This window comes from Pelomonas sp. CA6, assembly GCF_022549225.1.
Classification (GTDB): Bacteria; Pseudomonadota; Gammaproteobacteria; order Burkholderiales; family Burkholderiaceae_C; genus Roseateles.
Genome location: NZ_JAKZFD010000005.1, coordinates 63255 through 77539 on the forward strand (window position 1 = coordinate 63255; position 14285 = coordinate 77539).

General features: G+C 69.4%; 13 protein-coding genes. 9 read left to right on the forward strand and 4 right to left on the reverse strand.

Annotated elements, in window-relative coordinates; all coding sequences use genetic code 11:
* Window positions 1-3 precede the first annotated feature (3 nt).
* The 3 genes from galE to LZ017_RS10060 are packed head-to-tail and all read right to left on the reverse strand — an operon-like array spanning window position 4 to window position 3716.
* On the reverse strand, window positions 4-1026 hold the full coding sequence (galE, locus tag LZ017_RS10050; protein WP_241396688.1) for a UDP-glucose 4-epimerase GalE: 1023 nt from the start codon (window positions 1024-1026) through the stop codon (window positions 4-6).
* Window positions 1027-1029: 3 nt separating this feature from the next.
* Window positions 1030-2268: an outer membrane beta-barrel protein gene (locus tag LZ017_RS10055; protein WP_241396689.1), complete on the reverse strand. Its 1239-nt coding sequence runs from the start codon at window positions 2266-2268 to the stop codon at window positions 1030-1032.
* A gap of 53 nt (window positions 2269-2321) precedes the next feature.
* Window positions 2322-3716, reverse strand: a complete 1395-nt coding sequence (locus LZ017_RS10060) for an undecaprenyl-phosphate glucose phosphotransferase (RefSeq protein ID WP_241396690.1) — start codon at window positions 3714-3716, stop codon at window positions 2322-2324.
* Between the two features lie 141 nt (window positions 3717-3857).
* On the opposite strand from LZ017_RS10060, the gene LZ017_RS10065 reads away from it, so the two are divergent.
* From LZ017_RS10065 to LZ017_RS10100, 8 genes are all read left to right on the forward strand, one after another.
* On the forward strand, window positions 3858-4385 hold the full coding sequence (locus LZ017_RS10065; RefSeq protein ID WP_241396691.1) for a hypothetical protein: 528 nt from the start codon (window positions 3858-3860) through the stop codon (window positions 4383-4385).
* Complete coding sequence (gene ubiB, locus LZ017_RS10070; RefSeq protein ID WP_241396692.1) at window positions 4385-5932, forward strand: ubiquinone biosynthesis regulatory protein kinase UbiB; 1548 nt, start codon at window positions 4385-4387, stop codon at window positions 5930-5932. The genes LZ017_RS10065 and ubiB overlap by 1 nt, the downstream gene beginning before the upstream one ends.
* A gap of 165 nt (window positions 5933-6097) precedes the next feature.
* Window positions 6098-7573 (forward strand): sodium:solute symporter family protein, encoded by a 1476-nt coding sequence (locus LZ017_RS10075; RefSeq protein WP_241396693.1) that lies wholly within the window; start codon window positions 6098-6100, stop codon window positions 7571-7573.
* Between the two features lie 101 nt (window positions 7574-7674).
* On the forward strand, window positions 7675-8001 hold the full coding sequence (locus LZ017_RS10080) for an FmdB family zinc ribbon protein (RefSeq protein ID WP_241396694.1): 327 nt from the start codon (window positions 7675-7677) through the stop codon (window positions 7999-8001).
* A gap of 31 nt (window positions 8002-8032) precedes the next feature.
* Window positions 8033-8683: a DUF502 domain-containing protein gene (locus tag LZ017_RS10085; protein ID WP_241396695.1), complete on the forward strand. Its 651-nt coding sequence runs from the start codon at window positions 8033-8035 to the stop codon at window positions 8681-8683.
* A 134-nt stretch (window positions 8684-8817) separates the two neighbouring features.
* On the forward strand, window positions 8818-10614 hold the full coding sequence (gene aspS / locus LZ017_RS10090; RefSeq protein ID WP_241396696.1) for an aspartate--tRNA ligase: 1797 nt from the start codon (window positions 8818-8820) through the stop codon (window positions 10612-10614).
* An 88-nt stretch (window positions 10615-10702) separates the two neighbouring features.
* On the forward strand, window positions 10703-11512 hold the full coding sequence (locus LZ017_RS10095) for a CsgG/HfaB family protein (RefSeq protein ID WP_241396697.1): 810 nt from the start codon (window positions 10703-10705) through the stop codon (window positions 11510-11512).
* An 82-nt stretch (window positions 11513-11594) separates the two neighbouring features.
* The gene (locus tag LZ017_RS10100; protein ID WP_241396698.1) at window positions 11595-12740 is read left to right on the forward strand and encodes a hypothetical protein; all 1146 of its coding nucleotides are present in this window, start codon (window positions 11595-11597) and stop codon (window positions 12738-12740) included.
* A gap of 9 nt (window positions 12741-12749) precedes the next feature.
* Here LZ017_RS10100 and LZ017_RS10105 read toward each other — a convergent pair whose 3' ends face one another.
* A complete protein-coding gene (locus LZ017_RS10105; protein ID WP_241396699.1) occupies window positions 12750-13202 on the reverse strand; it encodes an Lrp/AsnC family transcriptional regulator in 453 nt (150 codons plus the stop codon).
* Window positions 13203-13340: 138 nt separating this feature from the next.
* Between LZ017_RS10105 and LZ017_RS10110 the strand changes: the two genes are divergently transcribed.
* Window positions 13341-14273 (forward strand): DMT family transporter, encoded by a 933-nt coding sequence (locus tag LZ017_RS10110; RefSeq protein ID WP_241396700.1) that lies wholly within the window; start codon window positions 13341-13343, stop codon window positions 14271-14273.
* Window positions 14274-14285: the final 12 nt, after the last annotated feature.

A 14285-nucleotide genomic window follows, 5' to 3' on the forward strand; every position in this document is an offset into this window, starting at 1 on the left:
GTTTCAGCCTTCGTAGCCGTTGGGGTTCATTGCCTGCCAGCGCCAGCTGTCCTCGCACATGCGCTGCAGGTCCAGCTTCGCGGTCCAGCCCAGGCGCTCGCGCGCCAGTTGCGGATCGGCCCAGCACGCGGCGACATCACCGGCGCGACGCGGCGCAATATCGTACGGGATGCGGCGGCCGCTGGCCTGCTCGTAGGCGCGGACCAGTTCCAGCACGCTGTAGCCCCGGCCGGTGCCCAGGTTGACCCAGATCGAGTCGCGGCCCTGCAGCAGATAGCGCAGCGCCGCCACATGGCCGTCGGCGAGGTCGAGCACGTGGATGTAGTCGCGCACGCCGGTGCCGTCGGGCGTGTCGTAGTCGCTGCCGAAGACCTGCAGGCGTTCGCGCCGGCCCACCGCGACCTGGGCCACATAGGGCATCAGGTTGTTGGGCGTGCCGCGCGGGTCCTCGCCGATGCGGCCGCTCGGATGGGCGCCGACCGGGTTGAAATAGCGCAGGCAGGCGGTCTGCCAATTCGGGTCGGCGCGGCCTTGGTCGCGCAGGATCTGCTCGCCGAAGAGCTTGGTCGCGCCATAGGGGCTCATCGCCGCCAGCTCGGCGTCCTCGCGCAGCGGCAGGGCCTTGGGCTGGCCGTAGACGGTGGCGCTGGACGAGAACACGATGCGCGAGCAGCCCTGCGCCTGCATGGCCTCGCAGACGCTCAGCAGCGCGTCCAGGTTGTTGCGGTAGTAGCGCAGCGGCTGCGCGGCCGATTCGCCCACCGCCTTGTAGGCGGCGAAATGCACCACCGCGGCCGGCTGGTGGCGCGCGAACAAGGCCTTCATCGCGGCCGTGTCGCAGCAATCGGCCTGCTCGAAGACGGGGGTCTCGCCGCACAGCTCCGCCAGCCGCTCCAGCACGCGCGGCGAGCTGTTGGCGAAGTTGTCCACGCCCACGACCCGGAAGCCGGCGGCCAGCAGCGCGAGCCAGGTGTGGGAGGCGATGTAACCGGTGGCGCCGGTCAGCAGAATGGTGGGAGTCGTCATGGTCTAGCGAAGAATGCCCTGGATGTAGCAGCCATAGGTGCGTGCGTCATAGGCATAGCCCGGCACCGTGGAGTCCCGGGTCTGTTGAGTCAGGTTGCAGCCCAGCTCCAGTGCGCGACGCGGCTGCCAGCGCAGCCCCACACTGTAGCTGCGCGTATGGTCGTTGGCCTGGGTGGCGAGCAGGCTGTTGTCGCGGTCGGCGCGGCCGTAGCTGAATCCCGCCTCCAGCTGCAGCTTGTGGCTCAGTTCGTAGACGGCGCGGGTCTGGAAGCTGGTGGTGATGGTGGTGTAGTCGGCGCTGAGATTGCCGACGCCCAGGTAGTAACTCTCGATGCCGGAGTCGCGCGCGATGCGCGTCTGCAGCGACAGCCGGCCGCCGGGGCGCCAGGCCCAGGCCAGCGCGCCGGTCAGCCCGCGCAGGTTGCGCGCCGAGGCGGCGTCGTGCGTGGACCGGCTCACGCTGACACGGGCGTCCAGCGAGTGCGCGCTGCTGGGGTTCCACTCGGCACTCAGGTCCAGGTCATTGCGGCTGAACTCGTCGGCTTGCGTGGCGCCCGAGCTGAGCCGGCGGTAATGCGGATACTCGCCACGCGTGTGGCGCAGCGCCACACCCAGGCGCAGCGGCTCGCTGGGTTTGTAGAACAGGCCCAGCGAGCCGGCGTTCTGGCGGTACTCGAGGCTGTCGTACTCGACCGCGCTAAAGCGCCGATCGCGGTGGGTCAGCGTGCCCTCCAGCGTCAGCTTGGTCACCAGGCCCAGCCGGGCGATCGCCTGCAGCTGGCGGTTGTCCTCGGTGTTCTTGACGAAGATGGGCTGGATGCCGCCGACGTTGTAGTCGGCAAGGCTGCGGCGCAGGTCGGCGCTGACCTCGCCGGACAGATTGCCCACCGTGGCCCATTCCAGCCCGCCGCGCAGGTTGTAGCCCAGATGGTTGAGGCGCGAATTCTGCTGGTAGCGGTTGTGCTGCACCGAAGCGTCCACGAACAGGCGCTGGCGTCCGAAGCGCTTGTCCAGCCCGGCCAGCAGGCTGCTGCTGAGGATGGTGTCGCTGCTGCCGCCGCTGGCCTGCTGGTAGACGTTGCTGCTGTGATAGGCGCCCAGCGAGGCGCCGAGGTAATAGGGGCCGGCCTCCGCCGCCTCCTGGGCCCGGGCGGGCAGGGCGGTCAGCAGGACGGCCGCCGCCGCGGCCGCGGTCAGGGGGGCGGCCCGGAAGCGGGACGAAACGGGGGGGCGCAAGGGCATGGGTGGTTCAGCAGCGGCGGGACAGCGGGGCCCTGTCCATCAACAGACGTCCATCAATAGGCATGCCGGTCGAACAGCACCAACCGGATCGTGCGCACGATGATCTGCAGGTCCAGGCCCAGGGACCAGTTGCGCAGGTACTCCAGGTCGTACTCCACGCGCAGCTTCATCTTCTCGATAGTATCGGTCTCGCCACGCAGTCCATTGACCTGGGCCCACCCCGTGATTCCGGGCTTGACCTTGTGGCGCACCATGTAGGCCTTGATCAGCGTGCGGTACTCTTCGTTGTGGGCTACCGCGTGCGGCCGCGGGCCGACGATGCTCATGCGGCCCTGCAGCACGTTGATGAATTGCGGCAGTTCGTCCAGCGAGCTGCGGCGCAGCAAGGCGCCCAGCGGCGTGACCCGCGGGTCGTCCTTGGTCGCCTGGCGCACCACCTCGCCGTCGTCCAGCACGCGCATGGTGCGGAACTTGTAGACGGTGATCTCCTCGCCGTCCAGCCCGTTGCGGCGCTGGCGGAAGATCACCGGCCCCGGCGAGCTGAGCTTCACGCCCAGCGCGATCAGCAGCATCAGCGGCGACACCAGCAGCAGGATCAGCGCCGACAGCAGCACGTCGCTGGCGCGCTTGATCAGCTCGTTGGTGCCCGTGAAGGGGGTGTCGCAAATGCCCACCACCGGCACCCCGTTCAGGTCCTGCAGCCGGCCCTGGATGATGCTGATGCCGAACACGTCGGGCACGTAGAACAGCGAGGCGGTCGTGCCCTGCAGCGACTCCAGCAGCTGCACGATGCGCGGTTGCGAGCCCAGCGGCAGCGTGATATAGACCTCGCGCACCCCCTGCTCGCGCACATAGGCGCTGAGCCGGTCCAGCGAGCCCAGCAGATGGCGGGCGGCGTCCGGATGCAGCCGGTCCGGGCCGCGATCGTCGAAGAAGCCCAGGCAGGCCACGCTGTGGCGGGGCAGCCGCTCCAGCGCCTGGGCCGTCTTCGCGCCCAGCGCCCCGGCGCCCACGATTACCGCGCTGCGCCGGTGGCGGGGCTGCGCGGCACGCCAGCGCAGCAGCTGGCGCCCGGCCATCACGGCGGCGAACTGCAGCAGCGGGGTCAGGGCCAGCCACCAGACCAGGGCCGGCCCCTCGAAGTAATGCAGGCTGCTGGTGGCATAGCCGAACAGGCCCAGGATGAGCAGCAGCGTCAGCCAGGCCCACAGAATGTCCAGGAAGGCGCTCACCGGATGCTCGGCGAAGCGGTCACGCCCCGGAAAGGTCAGCGCGAACACCAGCAGGCACAGAATGTAGGTTGCGCGCAGCACCGGCTCGTCGAACCAGGCGAGCACGGCCAGATAGGTCAGCACGATGAGGCTGGGCTCGAGGATGGCCGCGACGAAGGACTGGATGGACTGCGGCGCGCTGTAAAACGTTCTTTTGTGACTGCGATCCTCGAACATCGTGCGGACCTGGTTCGTATCGCACGATTCTCACCCAATCCCCAGGGCCGCCGACCCGGCGCGCTGTTGCACTGTTCACGCTGCGGCCCCCCGGCCCCCCGCGCCAGGGGGGAGGCCGGCCCGGCTGCCTACAATCCGCCCATGCTCCAAGACTGGTCCTCCTTCTTCGCGCCGGCCCTGCAGGACCGGCTGACCCTGCTGCTCAACCATGTGCTGTCGCGCGAGCCGCTGGCCATGGCCCGCCTCGTGCCGCATGCCGGCAAGCGCGTCAATGTCCACCTGGCCGGCTGGCCGGGCCTGCTGCCGGCGGCGCCGGACCTGGTGCTGGTGATCAGCCGCGCCGGTCTGTGGGAGCGCGTGGACGGTGCCGACGGCACGCCGGCCGACCTGCGCATCGAGGTCGACGCGCGCAACCCGGCCGCGATGGCGCTGGCCAGCCTGGCCGGCGAGAACCCCAAGGTCCAGGTCCAAGGCGATGCCCAGCTGGCCGGTGAAATCAACTGGCTGACGCAAAACCTTCGCTGGGACATCGAGGACGACCTGGCCCAGCTGATGGGCCCGGCGGCGGCCCACCAGCTCGGGCGCGTCGCCCGCGCGGCCGCCAAGGCGCTGGCCCGTCTGAGCGCCGGTGCCGCGCGCCTGATGCCGGGTGGAACGCCGGCGGCGTGATGCGTTATTTTTCCCGCCTGCTGGTCATCCTCTGGACCGTCTATCGCTACGGTCTGGACGATCTGGCCCTGTCCACCCTCAAGCGCCGGCGCTTCCGTTTCCTGCGCAGCCTGATCACGCTCGGGCGCGCCTGGGAGCAGCCGCGCGGCGTGCGCATGCGCCTGGCGCTGGAGCGCCTGGGCCCCATCTTCGTCAAATTCGGCCAGTTGCTGTCCACGCGCCGCGACCTGGTGCCGCCGGACATGATCGAGGAGCTGTCCAAGCTCCAGGACGCCGTGCCGCCCTTTCCCGCGGCGCAGTCGCGGGCGCTGATCGAGCAGGCCTTTGGCCGGCGCATCGAAGAGGTGTTCGAGCAGTTCGACGCCGAGCCGGTGGCCAGCGCCTCCATCGCCCAGGTGCACTTCGGTCGCCTGCACGACGGCCGCGAGGTCGCCGTCAAGGTGCTGCGGCCCGGCATGCTGGACATCATCGAGGACGACCTGGCCCTGCTGCGCACGCTGGCGGGCTGGGTGGAGCGCTTCTCGGCCGACGGCCGGCGCCTCAAGCCGCGCGAGGTGGTGGCCGAGTTCAACACCTATCTGCACGACGAGCTGGACCTGGTGCGCGAGGCCGCCAACGCCGCCCAGCTGCGGCGCAACATGGACGGGCTGGACCTCGTGCTGGTGCCCGAGATGGTCTGGGATCTGTGCACCAGCCAGGTCATCGTGATGCAGCGCATGCGCGGCGTGCCGATCTCGCAGGTGCAGCGGCTGCGCGAGGCGGGGGTGGACATCAAGAAGCTGGCGCGCGACGGCGTCACCATCTTCTTCACCCAGGTCTTTCGCGACGGCTTTTTCCACGCCGACATGCACCCGGGCAACATCCAGGTCAGTCTGCATCCGGCCACCTTCGGCCGCTACATCGCGCTGGACTTCGGCATCATCGGCACGTTGACCGAGGTGGACAAAGACTATCTGGCGCAGAACTTCATCGCCTTCTTCCGCCGCGACTACAAGCGCGTCGCCGAGCTGCACATCGAGTCCGGCTGGGTGCCGCCGCAGACCCGGGTCGACGAACTGGAGGGCGCGGTGCGCACGGTCTGCGAGCCGCATTTCGACCGCCCGCTGAAGGACATCTCGCTGGGCCAGGTGCTGATGCGGCTGTTCCAGATCTCGCGCCGCTTCAATGTAGAGATCCAGCCCCAGCTGGTGCTGCTGCAGAAGACCCTGCTCAACGTCGAGGGCCTGGGCCGCCAGCTGGACCCGGAGCTGGACCTCTGGGCCACGGCCAAGCCCTTCCTGGAGCGCTGGATGGACGAACAGGTGGGCTGGCGCGCGCTGGCGCGTCAGGTGCGCGACGAGGCGCCGCGCTATGCCAAGCTGCTGCCCGAGCTGCCGCGGCTGCTGCACGACGCACTGCGTCAGCGGGCCGGCGGCGACGCCGAACGCACCATGCGGGCGCTGCTGCAGGAGCAGCGGCGCACCAACGCGCTGCTGCAGGGCCTGATCTGGGGCGTGCTGGGCTTCACGCTGGGGCTGCTCGCGGCCCAGTTCTGGAACTGGCACTGAGCGGGCGCGGTGCGGCCCGGGCCGGTCCCGGCCCCGCGTCGCCTTGAGAGATCTCCCGAGGTGCCGTTGACGCGCGCTCAACGATAATGCGCCATTTCTCGCGGCCGCCCCTGGGGCGGCCGTTTGTCCACCCCCCTCCCGGTTCGTCCCTGCCCGGTCTGTGACATGAACATCACGCTGATCGTCTTCGTCGTGCTTTATCTCCTGGGCACCCTGGCCCTGGGCGTCTGGGCCGGCACCCGGATCAAGAACACCAGCGACTTCGCGATCGCCGGCCGCAGCCTGCCGCTGGTGATGGTGATCACCACCACCTTCGCGACCTGGTTCGGCGCCGAGACGGTGATGGGCATCCCGGCCAAGTTCGTGCAGGGCGGCCTCAACGCCATCGTCGAGGACCCCTTCGGCGCCGGCACCTGTCTGATCCTGGTCGGCCTGTTCTTCGCGACCAAGCTGTACCGCCAGAACCTGCTGACCATCGGCGACTTCTACCGCCAGCGCTATGGCAAGGGCGTGGAGGTGTTCTGCTCCTCCGCCATCATCCTGAGTTACCTGGGCTGGGTCGCGGCACAGATCACCGCGCTGGGCCTGGTGTTCTCGGTGCTGACCCAGGGGGCGATGTCCGAAACGGCCGGCATGATCGTCGGCACGCTGGCCGTGCTGATCTATGTCGTGATCGGCGGCTTCCTGGCCGTGGCCTGGACCGACTTCATCCAGATGATCGTGCTGGTGCTGGGCCTGTCGGCCATCGCCGTCTTCTCGGCCGATCTGGCCGGCGGCGCCGACAAGGTGGTGGCGATGGCGCAGAGCCAGAACCTGTTCCGCGTCCTGCCCGACCCCAACCTGACCGACGTGGTGATGTTCGTCGGCGCCGCGATCACGATGATGCTGGGCAGCATTCCGCAGCAGGACGTGTTCCAGCGCGTCATGTCGGCCAAGGACGAGAAGACCGCCCGCAACGGCGCGGTGATCGGCGGCCTGAGCTACATCCTGTTCGCCGCCGTGCCGATGTTCATCGTTTCGGCCGCGGTGGTCGTGATGGGCCAGCAGGCGTTGGACATCGCGCGCGACGACTACCAGAAGCTGCTGCCCACCTTCGTGCTGTCGAAGATGCCGCTGCTGATGCAGATCCTGTTCTTTGGCGCGCTGCTGTCGGCGATCAAGAGCACCTCGTCGGCGACGCTGCTGGCGCCGTCGACCAGCTTCGTCGAGAACATCCTGAAGAACCTGCGTCCGCACATGAAGGACCGCGAGCAGCTGATGGCGATGCGCTGGACCCTGGTGATCTTCGCCGCGCTGGTGCTGGCCTATGCGATTGCGATGCAGGGCACCTCCATCTACGAGCTGGTCTCGTCGGCCTACCAGGTCACGCTGGTGGCGGCCTTCATCCCGCTGGTCTGCGGCCTGTACTGGAAGCGCGCCACCACGCAGGGCGCCATCTTCTCGCTGGTCGCCGGCATCGGCACCTGGATCGCCTTCATGCCCCAGGTCAGCGTGCTGGGTGAATTCATGCCGGGGCAGCTGGCCGGCCTGCTGGCCGCGCTGGCGGGCATGCTGTTCGGCAGCCTGGCGCCGCAGTGGCTGAAGAACCGCCACGAGCACAAGGCTCATGTGGCGGGCCTGCCGGACGAGGCCAACGCCTGATCCGGCGCCCACGTCGCCGGACGTCGAACAAAGGCTTCGGGCGCCCGCGGGCGACCGGGGCCTCTATAATTTCCTGTTTTTCATCAACAGCTTAGACAACCATGCCGATCTACGCTTACCGCTGCGCCTCCTGCGGTCACGCCAAGGACGTGCTGCAAAAGCTTTCCGACGCCCCGCTGAGCACCTGCCCGGCCTGCGGCGCCGAGGCCTTTCAGAAGCAGATCACCGCCGCGGGCTTCCAGCTCAAGGGCTCGGGCTGGTATGTGACCGACTTCCGTGGCGGCTCGGGCGGCAGCAGCGCGACGGGCGCCGCCGCCGCTGCATCCACCGGTGGCAGCGAAGCCGCGCCGGCCGCGGCCAGCGGCGGTTCCGAGAGCAGCAGCGCGTCGGCCGCCACGCCCTGCGGCGGCTCCTGCGCCTGCCACTGACGCATCCCGACCGAGGCACGCGACCCGCAGCATGAGAAAGTACATCATCACCGGCCTGCTGGTCTGGCTGCCCCTGGCCATCACCATCTGGGTGCTGCTGTGGGTGCTGGGCCTGATCAACGCGGTCTTCACCTCGCTGCTCGCCGCGGCGCAGGCGCTGTTGCCGGTATCGGCGCATGCGTCGCTGGACTGGCTGCGCTCGGTGCCGGGCCTGGGCGTGATCCTGCTGGTGCTGGGCATGCTGCTGACCGGCATGTTCGTCGCGAACATCTTCGGCCAGTGGTGGCTGCGCCAGTGGGACCGGCTGCTCTTCAAGATCCCCATCGTCAAGAGCATCTACAGCTCGGTCAAGCAGGTGTCCGACACCCTGTTCTCGTCCAGCGGCAATGCCTTCCGCGAGGCGGTGCTGGTGCCCTATCCGCATGCCGAGTCCTGGACCATCGCCTTCGTCACCGGCAAGCCCGGCGGCGAAGTGGCGCAGCAACTGCAGTCGGGCGCCGAGGAGGAATACCTCAGCCTCTACGTGCCGACCACGCCCAACCCCACGTCGGGCTTCTTCCTGATGATGCCGCGCGCCAAGATCCGGCCGCTGGCGATGAGCGTGGACGAGGCGCTGAAGTACATCATCTCGATGGGCGTCGTCGCGCCCGTCGAAGCCCAGCCCGTCGCGAATCGAAATTGACCGGGTTGAGCGCCTCGGCAAGCGCTCAGCCCTGAGGGCCTGGCCGTTGCCAGTGCCTCCCAGCGCCAGCCAAGACCCAGGGGCCGCGCCGTGGCGCGCGCTCCCGACCCGACTACCCTGCGGAGAAAGAATCCATGCGTACCTGCTATGCCGGCCAAGTCAGCGAAAAGCTGCTCGACCAGACCGTGACCCTGATGGGCTGGGCCCATCGTCGTCGTGACCACGGCGGCGTGATCTTCATCGACCTGCGCGACCGCGAAGGCCTGGTGCAGATCGTCTGCGACCCCGACCGCCCCGAGATGTTCAAGGTGGCCGAGGACGTGCGCAACGAGTTCTGCCTGAAGGTCGTGGGCAAGGTGCGCGCGCGCCCCGCCGGGACTGAGAACGCCGGCCTGGTGAGCGGCAAGATCGAGGTGCTGGCCCATGAGCTGGAGGTGCTCAACCCCAGCGTCACGCCGCCGTTCCAGCTCGACGACGAGAACATCTCCGAGACCACGCGCCTGACCCACCGCGTGCTGGACCTGCGCCGTCCCTACATGCAGAACAACCTGATGCTGCGCTACCGCGTGGCGATGGAAGTGCGCAAATACCTGGACGAGCAGGGCTTCGTCGACATCGAGACCCCGATGCTGACCAAGAGCACGCCCGAAGGCGCGCGCGACTACCTGGTGCCCAGCCGCGTGCACGACGGCATGTTCTTCGCGCTGCCGCAGTCGCCCCAGCTGTTCAAGCAGCTGCTGATGGTGGCGGGCTACGACCGCTACTACCAGATCACCAAGTGCTTCCGCGACGAGGACCTGCGCGCCGACCGCCAGCCCGAGTTCACCCAGATCGATATCGAGACCTCCTTCCTGACCGAGGAAGAAATCCGCTCGATGTTCGAGGGCATGATCCGCCACGTCTTCCGCAAGGCGCTGAACGTCGAGCTGGGCGACTACCCGGTGATGAAGTACGCCGACGCGATGTTCCTCTACGGTTCGGACAAGCCCGATCTGCGCGTCAAGCTGCAGTTCACCGAACTGACCGAGGTGATGGCCGACGTCGACTTCAAGGTCTTCTCCACCCCCGCCACGACCAAGGGTGGCCGCGTGGTCGCGCTGCGCGTGCCCGGTGGCGCCGAGCTCTCGCGCGGCGAGATCGACAGCTACACCGAGTTCGTCAAGATCTACGGCGCCAAGGGCCTGGCCTGGATCAAGGTCAATGAGCTGGCCAAGGGCCGCGAAGGCCTGCAGTCGCCCATCGTGAAGAACCTGCACGACAAGGCCGTGCAGGAGATCCTGTCGCGCACCGGCGCGCAGGACGGCGACCTGATCTTCTTCGGCGCCGACAAGGCCAAGGTCGTCAACGACGCGATCGGCGCGCTGCGGCTGAAGATCGGCCACAGCGAGTTCGGCAAGGCCCGCGGCCTGTTCGAGGACCGCTGGGCGCCGCTGTGGGTGGTCGACTTCCCGATGTTCGAGGAAGACGAGGAGAACAAGCGCTGGGCCGCGGTTCACCATCCCTTCACCGCGCCGAAGGACGGCCACGAGGACCTGATGGTCACCGACCCGGGCGCCTGCGTCGCCAAGGCCTACGACATGGTGCTCAACGGCTGGGAGCTGGGCGGCGGCTCGGTGCGTATCCACCGCGCCGAGGTCCAGGCCAAGGTCTTCGAGGCGCTCAACATCACGCCCGAAGAGCAGCGCATCAAGTTCGGCTTCCTGCTCGACGCGCTGCAGTACGGCGCGCCGCCGCATGGTGGCCTGGCCTTCGGCCTGGACCGCCTGGTGACGCTGATGACCAAGGCCGAGTCCATCCGCGACGTGATCGCCTTCCCCAAGACCCAGCGCGCCCAGTGCCTGCTGACCGGGGCGCCGTCCAACGTCGACGAGAAGCAGCTGCGCGAGCTGCACATCCGCTTGCGCAACCCCGCCGCGGGCGGCGCGGCCTGAGCATGACGCCAAGCGCTTGACGCGGAGAAGGGCAGCCTGGGCTGCCCTTCTTTTTGTCTGTATCCAAACGTAGAGGGAGTTGAGAACAATGAAAGCACGACACCATGCGCTGATCCTGGCCTGCGCGCTGCTGCTGACCGCCTGCGGCAAGCAGGGCGCCCAGCTGGGCGAGGGCAGTTCCGAAGTCACCGGCTCGGCCGGCCCGGCCGGCGCGCACAAGGCCAACCGCGAACTGATGAAGTGCGATGCGCCGGTGGCCACGCTGGCCCTGGTCGAGAACCCCAATGGCTACACCGTGCAGGGCGGCTACAACCTGCCGGCGACGCCGCTGCCGCTGGTGCGGCTGCTGGCGCAGCAGAGCGGCTGTTTCCGTGTGATGGACCGCGCCGCCGGCCTGCGCGCGACCATCAAGGAACAGGAGCTGAAGGACGCCGGTGTGCTGCGCAAGGAGGGCAGCACCGTCGCCAAGGGCAAGGGCTACGAGGCCCAGTACACGCTGACGCCCAGCCTGACCTTCAGCGAGCAGGACGCGGGGCGCCAAGTCGGCGGGCTCCTGGCCATGATCCCCGTGCTGAACAAATTCGTCGGCGCGGCCGAGCAGGTCAAGCTCAAGGAGGCCCAGGTGGCCCTGCTGCTGACCGACAACGAGACCACCGAGCAGGTGGCCGCCGCCACCGGCTCGGTGCGCGTCACCGACCTGGGCATGGGCGGCCTGGTGCTGGGCAAGATGGGCGGCGCCGCCGGCGCCGGCTGGAGCAACAGCAACGAGGGCAAGGTGATCGCCGCCGCCTTCCTGGACGCCCACAACCAGCTGGTCGTGCAGGCGCGCGAACTGGCTGCCAAGGCGCTGCCCGATCCGGTGCCCACGCGCCAGGGCGCGGCGGCCGGCAAGTCCTGATTCTTGCGGTGATCCGCGGCGCGTCAGCCAGCGCGAGGGCCGCAGCCGCTATCCTTGCGGGTTGCTCCAACCGATGCCGCCGATGAACGCCCAAGCCGCCTTCGCCTACGCCACCGCCCGCTGGGAGCGCGGCATCATGCGCCATCCCGCGCTGATGCTGCCGCTGCTGCAGCGCCAGGCCCAGCACAGCGGCAAGCCCGAGGCGCGCGCGGCGCTGCTGGGCGCCTTCTTCGTGCTGGAGCGCTGGGGCCGTGGCGTCGAACTGCAGGGCGAGCTGACCCAGGCGCTGGAACGCGCGCTGGCGCAGCGCGCGCTCGCCGAGGCCGCCGAACTCAGCGAGGCGCTGGGGCGGCTGCACTACCAGCGCGGCGACTATGTCCAGGCCTGCAAATGCTGGAGCCAGACCCTGGAGCTGGCCGAGGACGACGCGCGCAGCGCCTGCCTCGCGCGCATCGGCCTGGCCCATTTGTGCTTCGCTCTGGGCGACTGGGCGCGCGGCGGCCGCGTGCTGGACCAGGCCGAGCTGCACTATCCCAACCTCGCGGGCGACGCCTATCTGCGCGCCAAGATCGCGCTGAACCGTGCCGTCTCGCTGCGCGCCACCCAGGGCCCGCAGCCGGCGCTGGCGGCGCTGGACGAAGCCCAGGCCGCCGCGCGCACCGCCGGCCACCGCGACTACGAGGCCGAGGCGCGCTGGCACCGGGCCCGCTGCGCGCGCGACAGCGGCGCGCCCGACGAGGCGCTGGGCCTGGCGCGCCAGGCCCGCGCGATGGCGCAGCGCAGCCGCTACCGCTGGCTGGAGTCGCAGGCGCTGATGCTGGTCAGCGAACTGGAGCAGGGCGAGGCCGCGCTGGACGCCGCGCGCCAGGCGCTCGCGCTGGCCGAGTCGCTGCAATCGCGCTCGCTGCAGGCCGCGGCCCATGGCCGCATCGGCCAGCTGATGCTGGAACGCGGCGAACTGGGGCCCAGCTGGCACCACATGCAGCAGCGCCAGCAGCTGGAGGCCAGCCTGACCCAGCCCGAGTTGCCGATGCGAGTGGAGGCGCTGGCCCGCTTCGATGCCGACCCGCAGGGCGTTCTGGGCCTGCTGCGCGAGCTACAGCGCCTGTGCGAACAGCTGGAGACCCAGGACCTCGCGCTGCGCGACTGGGTCGACGGCCACCCCGAGCGCGCCGAGGCCGTGGCCCAGGCCATGGAGCGATTGCTGCCCAGGCTGCGGCGCGGCTGAGGCGGTCGCCTAACGCAGCGGCAGCGGCGCTCCGCTTTTCACACTGCGGATCGCGAAGCTGCTGGTGAGCTCCTGCACCATGGGCAGGGCCTGCAGGCGGCGCACGATGAGCTCGTAGTCGGGCAGGTCGGCCACCACGACCTCGAGCAGGTAGTCGTGCGCGCCGGACACCACGTGGCAGGCCACGACCTCGCTCATGGCCTCCATCGCCGCTTCGAATTCGCGCACCGCGTCCTCGCGGTGGTGCATCAGCCGCACATGGACGAAGACCGTGGTGCCCAGGTTCAGGCGCTTGCGGTCCAGCACGGCACGGTAGCCGCTGATCAGGCCGTCTTCCTCCAGGCGCTTGAGCCGGCGCGCGCAAGGGCTTTGCGACAGCGAGACCCGCTCCGACAACTCGGCCACCGTCAGCCGTCCTTCGCGTTGCAGCAGATCGAGGATCTGCAGGTCGATTCTGTCCATGGGTGGAATCCGCTCCAGAGGCTGTAGGAAGCGCAGATTCTCGCCAAGGTCGGCCGTTGTTGGAAGTGAATCCGCGTGAATCTGCCCAGAGGCCCCGCGCACAATCCCCGCCGAAGCCGTACCGCAGTCCCCATCCCCATGTCTTTGCCCGCCGCTCAGCTCGCCGTTTCCGCACTGCCTCTCTGTACCGAGGCGCAACGGGCCCGGCGCCGCCAGGAGCTGCAGGGCTGGGCCGCGCTGGCCGTGACGCTGGCGATCTGGGCCGGCTTCTTCATCTCACTGCGCGCCGGGGCCCGCGTCGCGCTGCCGCCGGCCGAGCTGGCGCTGATCCGCTTCGGGCCCGCGGGGCTGCTGTTCCTGCCGCTGCTGGCGACGCGCTGGCGCCGCTTTGCCGCGCTGCCGGCGCGGCTGTGGGTCGGCATCATCGCGGGCGCCGGGCTGCCGTACTTCCTGATCGCCGGCTGGGCCATGCGCCATGCGCCGGTGGCCGACGGCGCCACGCTGATTCCCGGCACGCTGCCGCTGAGCACCGCGCTGCTGGGGCTGGCGCTGCAGGGGCGCGCCGCGTTCGCGCGCTGGCCGGCGCTGCTGTGCATCGCCGCCGGCGTGGCCAGCCTGATCGCCTTCGGGGCCGGCGCCCATGGACAGGCGGTGGGCTATGCGCTGTTCCTGCTGTGCAGCCTGCTGTGGTCCAACTACACGCTGGCGCTGCGCGAGGCCCGGCTGCAGCCGCTGGAGGCCGCGGCGCTGATCTCCAGCGTTTCGCTGATCGCGCTGCTGCCCTGGTGCCTGCTGAACCCGCCGCGCGCGCTGCTGGCGCTGGACGCCAGCCAGCTGCTGCTGCACGGCGCCATCCAGGGTCTGGGCGTGGGGCTGGTCTCCACACTGAGCTACAGCCTGGCCGTGCAGCGTCTGGGCGCGCAGCGCTGCGCCGCCGTCGGCGCCTTGACCCCGGTGCTGGCCGGCGTGCTGGCCTGGGCGGCCTTTGGCGAACAGCCGGGCCTGGCCACCGTGATGGGCATGGGGCTCATCGTCGGCGGCGTGTGGTGGAGCCAGCGGGCCCCGCGCTGACGCAGTCTCCTG

What these genes read in the sequence shown, in the direction of transcription:
- LZ017_RS10110 (WP_241396700.1), top strand. Translation starts at nt 13,341, where the DNA reads ATGTCTTTGCCCGCCGCTCAGCTCGCCGTTTCCGCACTGCCTCTCTGT.
- aspS (WP_241396696.1), top strand. Translation starts at nt 8,818, where the DNA reads ATGCGTACCTGCTATGCCGGCCAAGTCAGCGAAAAGCTGCTCGACCAG.
- LZ017_RS10080 (WP_241396694.1), top strand. Translation starts at nt 7,675, where the DNA reads ATGCCGATCTACGCTTACCGCTGCGCCTCCTGCGGTCACGCCAAGGAC.
- LZ017_RS10095 (WP_241396697.1), top strand. Translation starts at nt 10,703, where the DNA reads ATGAAAGCACGACACCATGCGCTGATCCTGGCCTGCGCGCTGCTGCTG.
- LZ017_RS10065 (WP_241396691.1), top strand. Translation starts at nt 3,858, where the DNA reads ATGCTCCAAGACTGGTCCTCCTTCTTCGCGCCGGCCCTGCAGGACCGG.
- LZ017_RS10105 (WP_241396699.1), bottom strand. Translation starts at nt 13,202, where the DNA reads ATGGACAGAATCGACCTGCAGATCCTCGATCTGCTGCAACGCGAAGGA.
- LZ017_RS10055 (WP_241396689.1), bottom strand. Translation starts at nt 2,268, where the DNA reads ATGCCCTTGCGCCCCCCCGTTTCGTCCCGCTTCCGGGCCGCCCCCCTG.
- LZ017_RS10075 (WP_241396693.1), top strand. Translation starts at nt 6,098, where the DNA reads ATGAACATCACGCTGATCGTCTTCGTCGTGCTTTATCTCCTGGGCACC.
- LZ017_RS10085 (WP_241396695.1), top strand. Translation starts at nt 8,033, where the DNA reads ATGAGAAAGTACATCATCACCGGCCTGCTGGTCTGGCTGCCCCTGGCC.
- galE (WP_241396688.1), bottom strand. Translation starts at nt 1,026, where the DNA reads ATGACGACTCCCACCATTCTGCTGACCGGCGCCACCGGTTACATCGCC.
- ubiB (WP_241396692.1), top strand. Translation starts at nt 4,385, where the DNA reads ATGCGTTATTTTTCCCGCCTGCTGGTCATCCTCTGGACCGTCTATCGC.
- LZ017_RS10100 (WP_241396698.1), top strand. Translation starts at nt 11,595, where the DNA reads ATGAACGCCCAAGCCGCCTTCGCCTACGCCACCGCCCGCTGGGAGCGC.
- LZ017_RS10060 (WP_241396690.1), bottom strand. Translation starts at nt 3,716, where the DNA reads ATGTTCGAGGATCGCAGTCACAAAAGAACGTTTTACAGCGCGCCGCAG.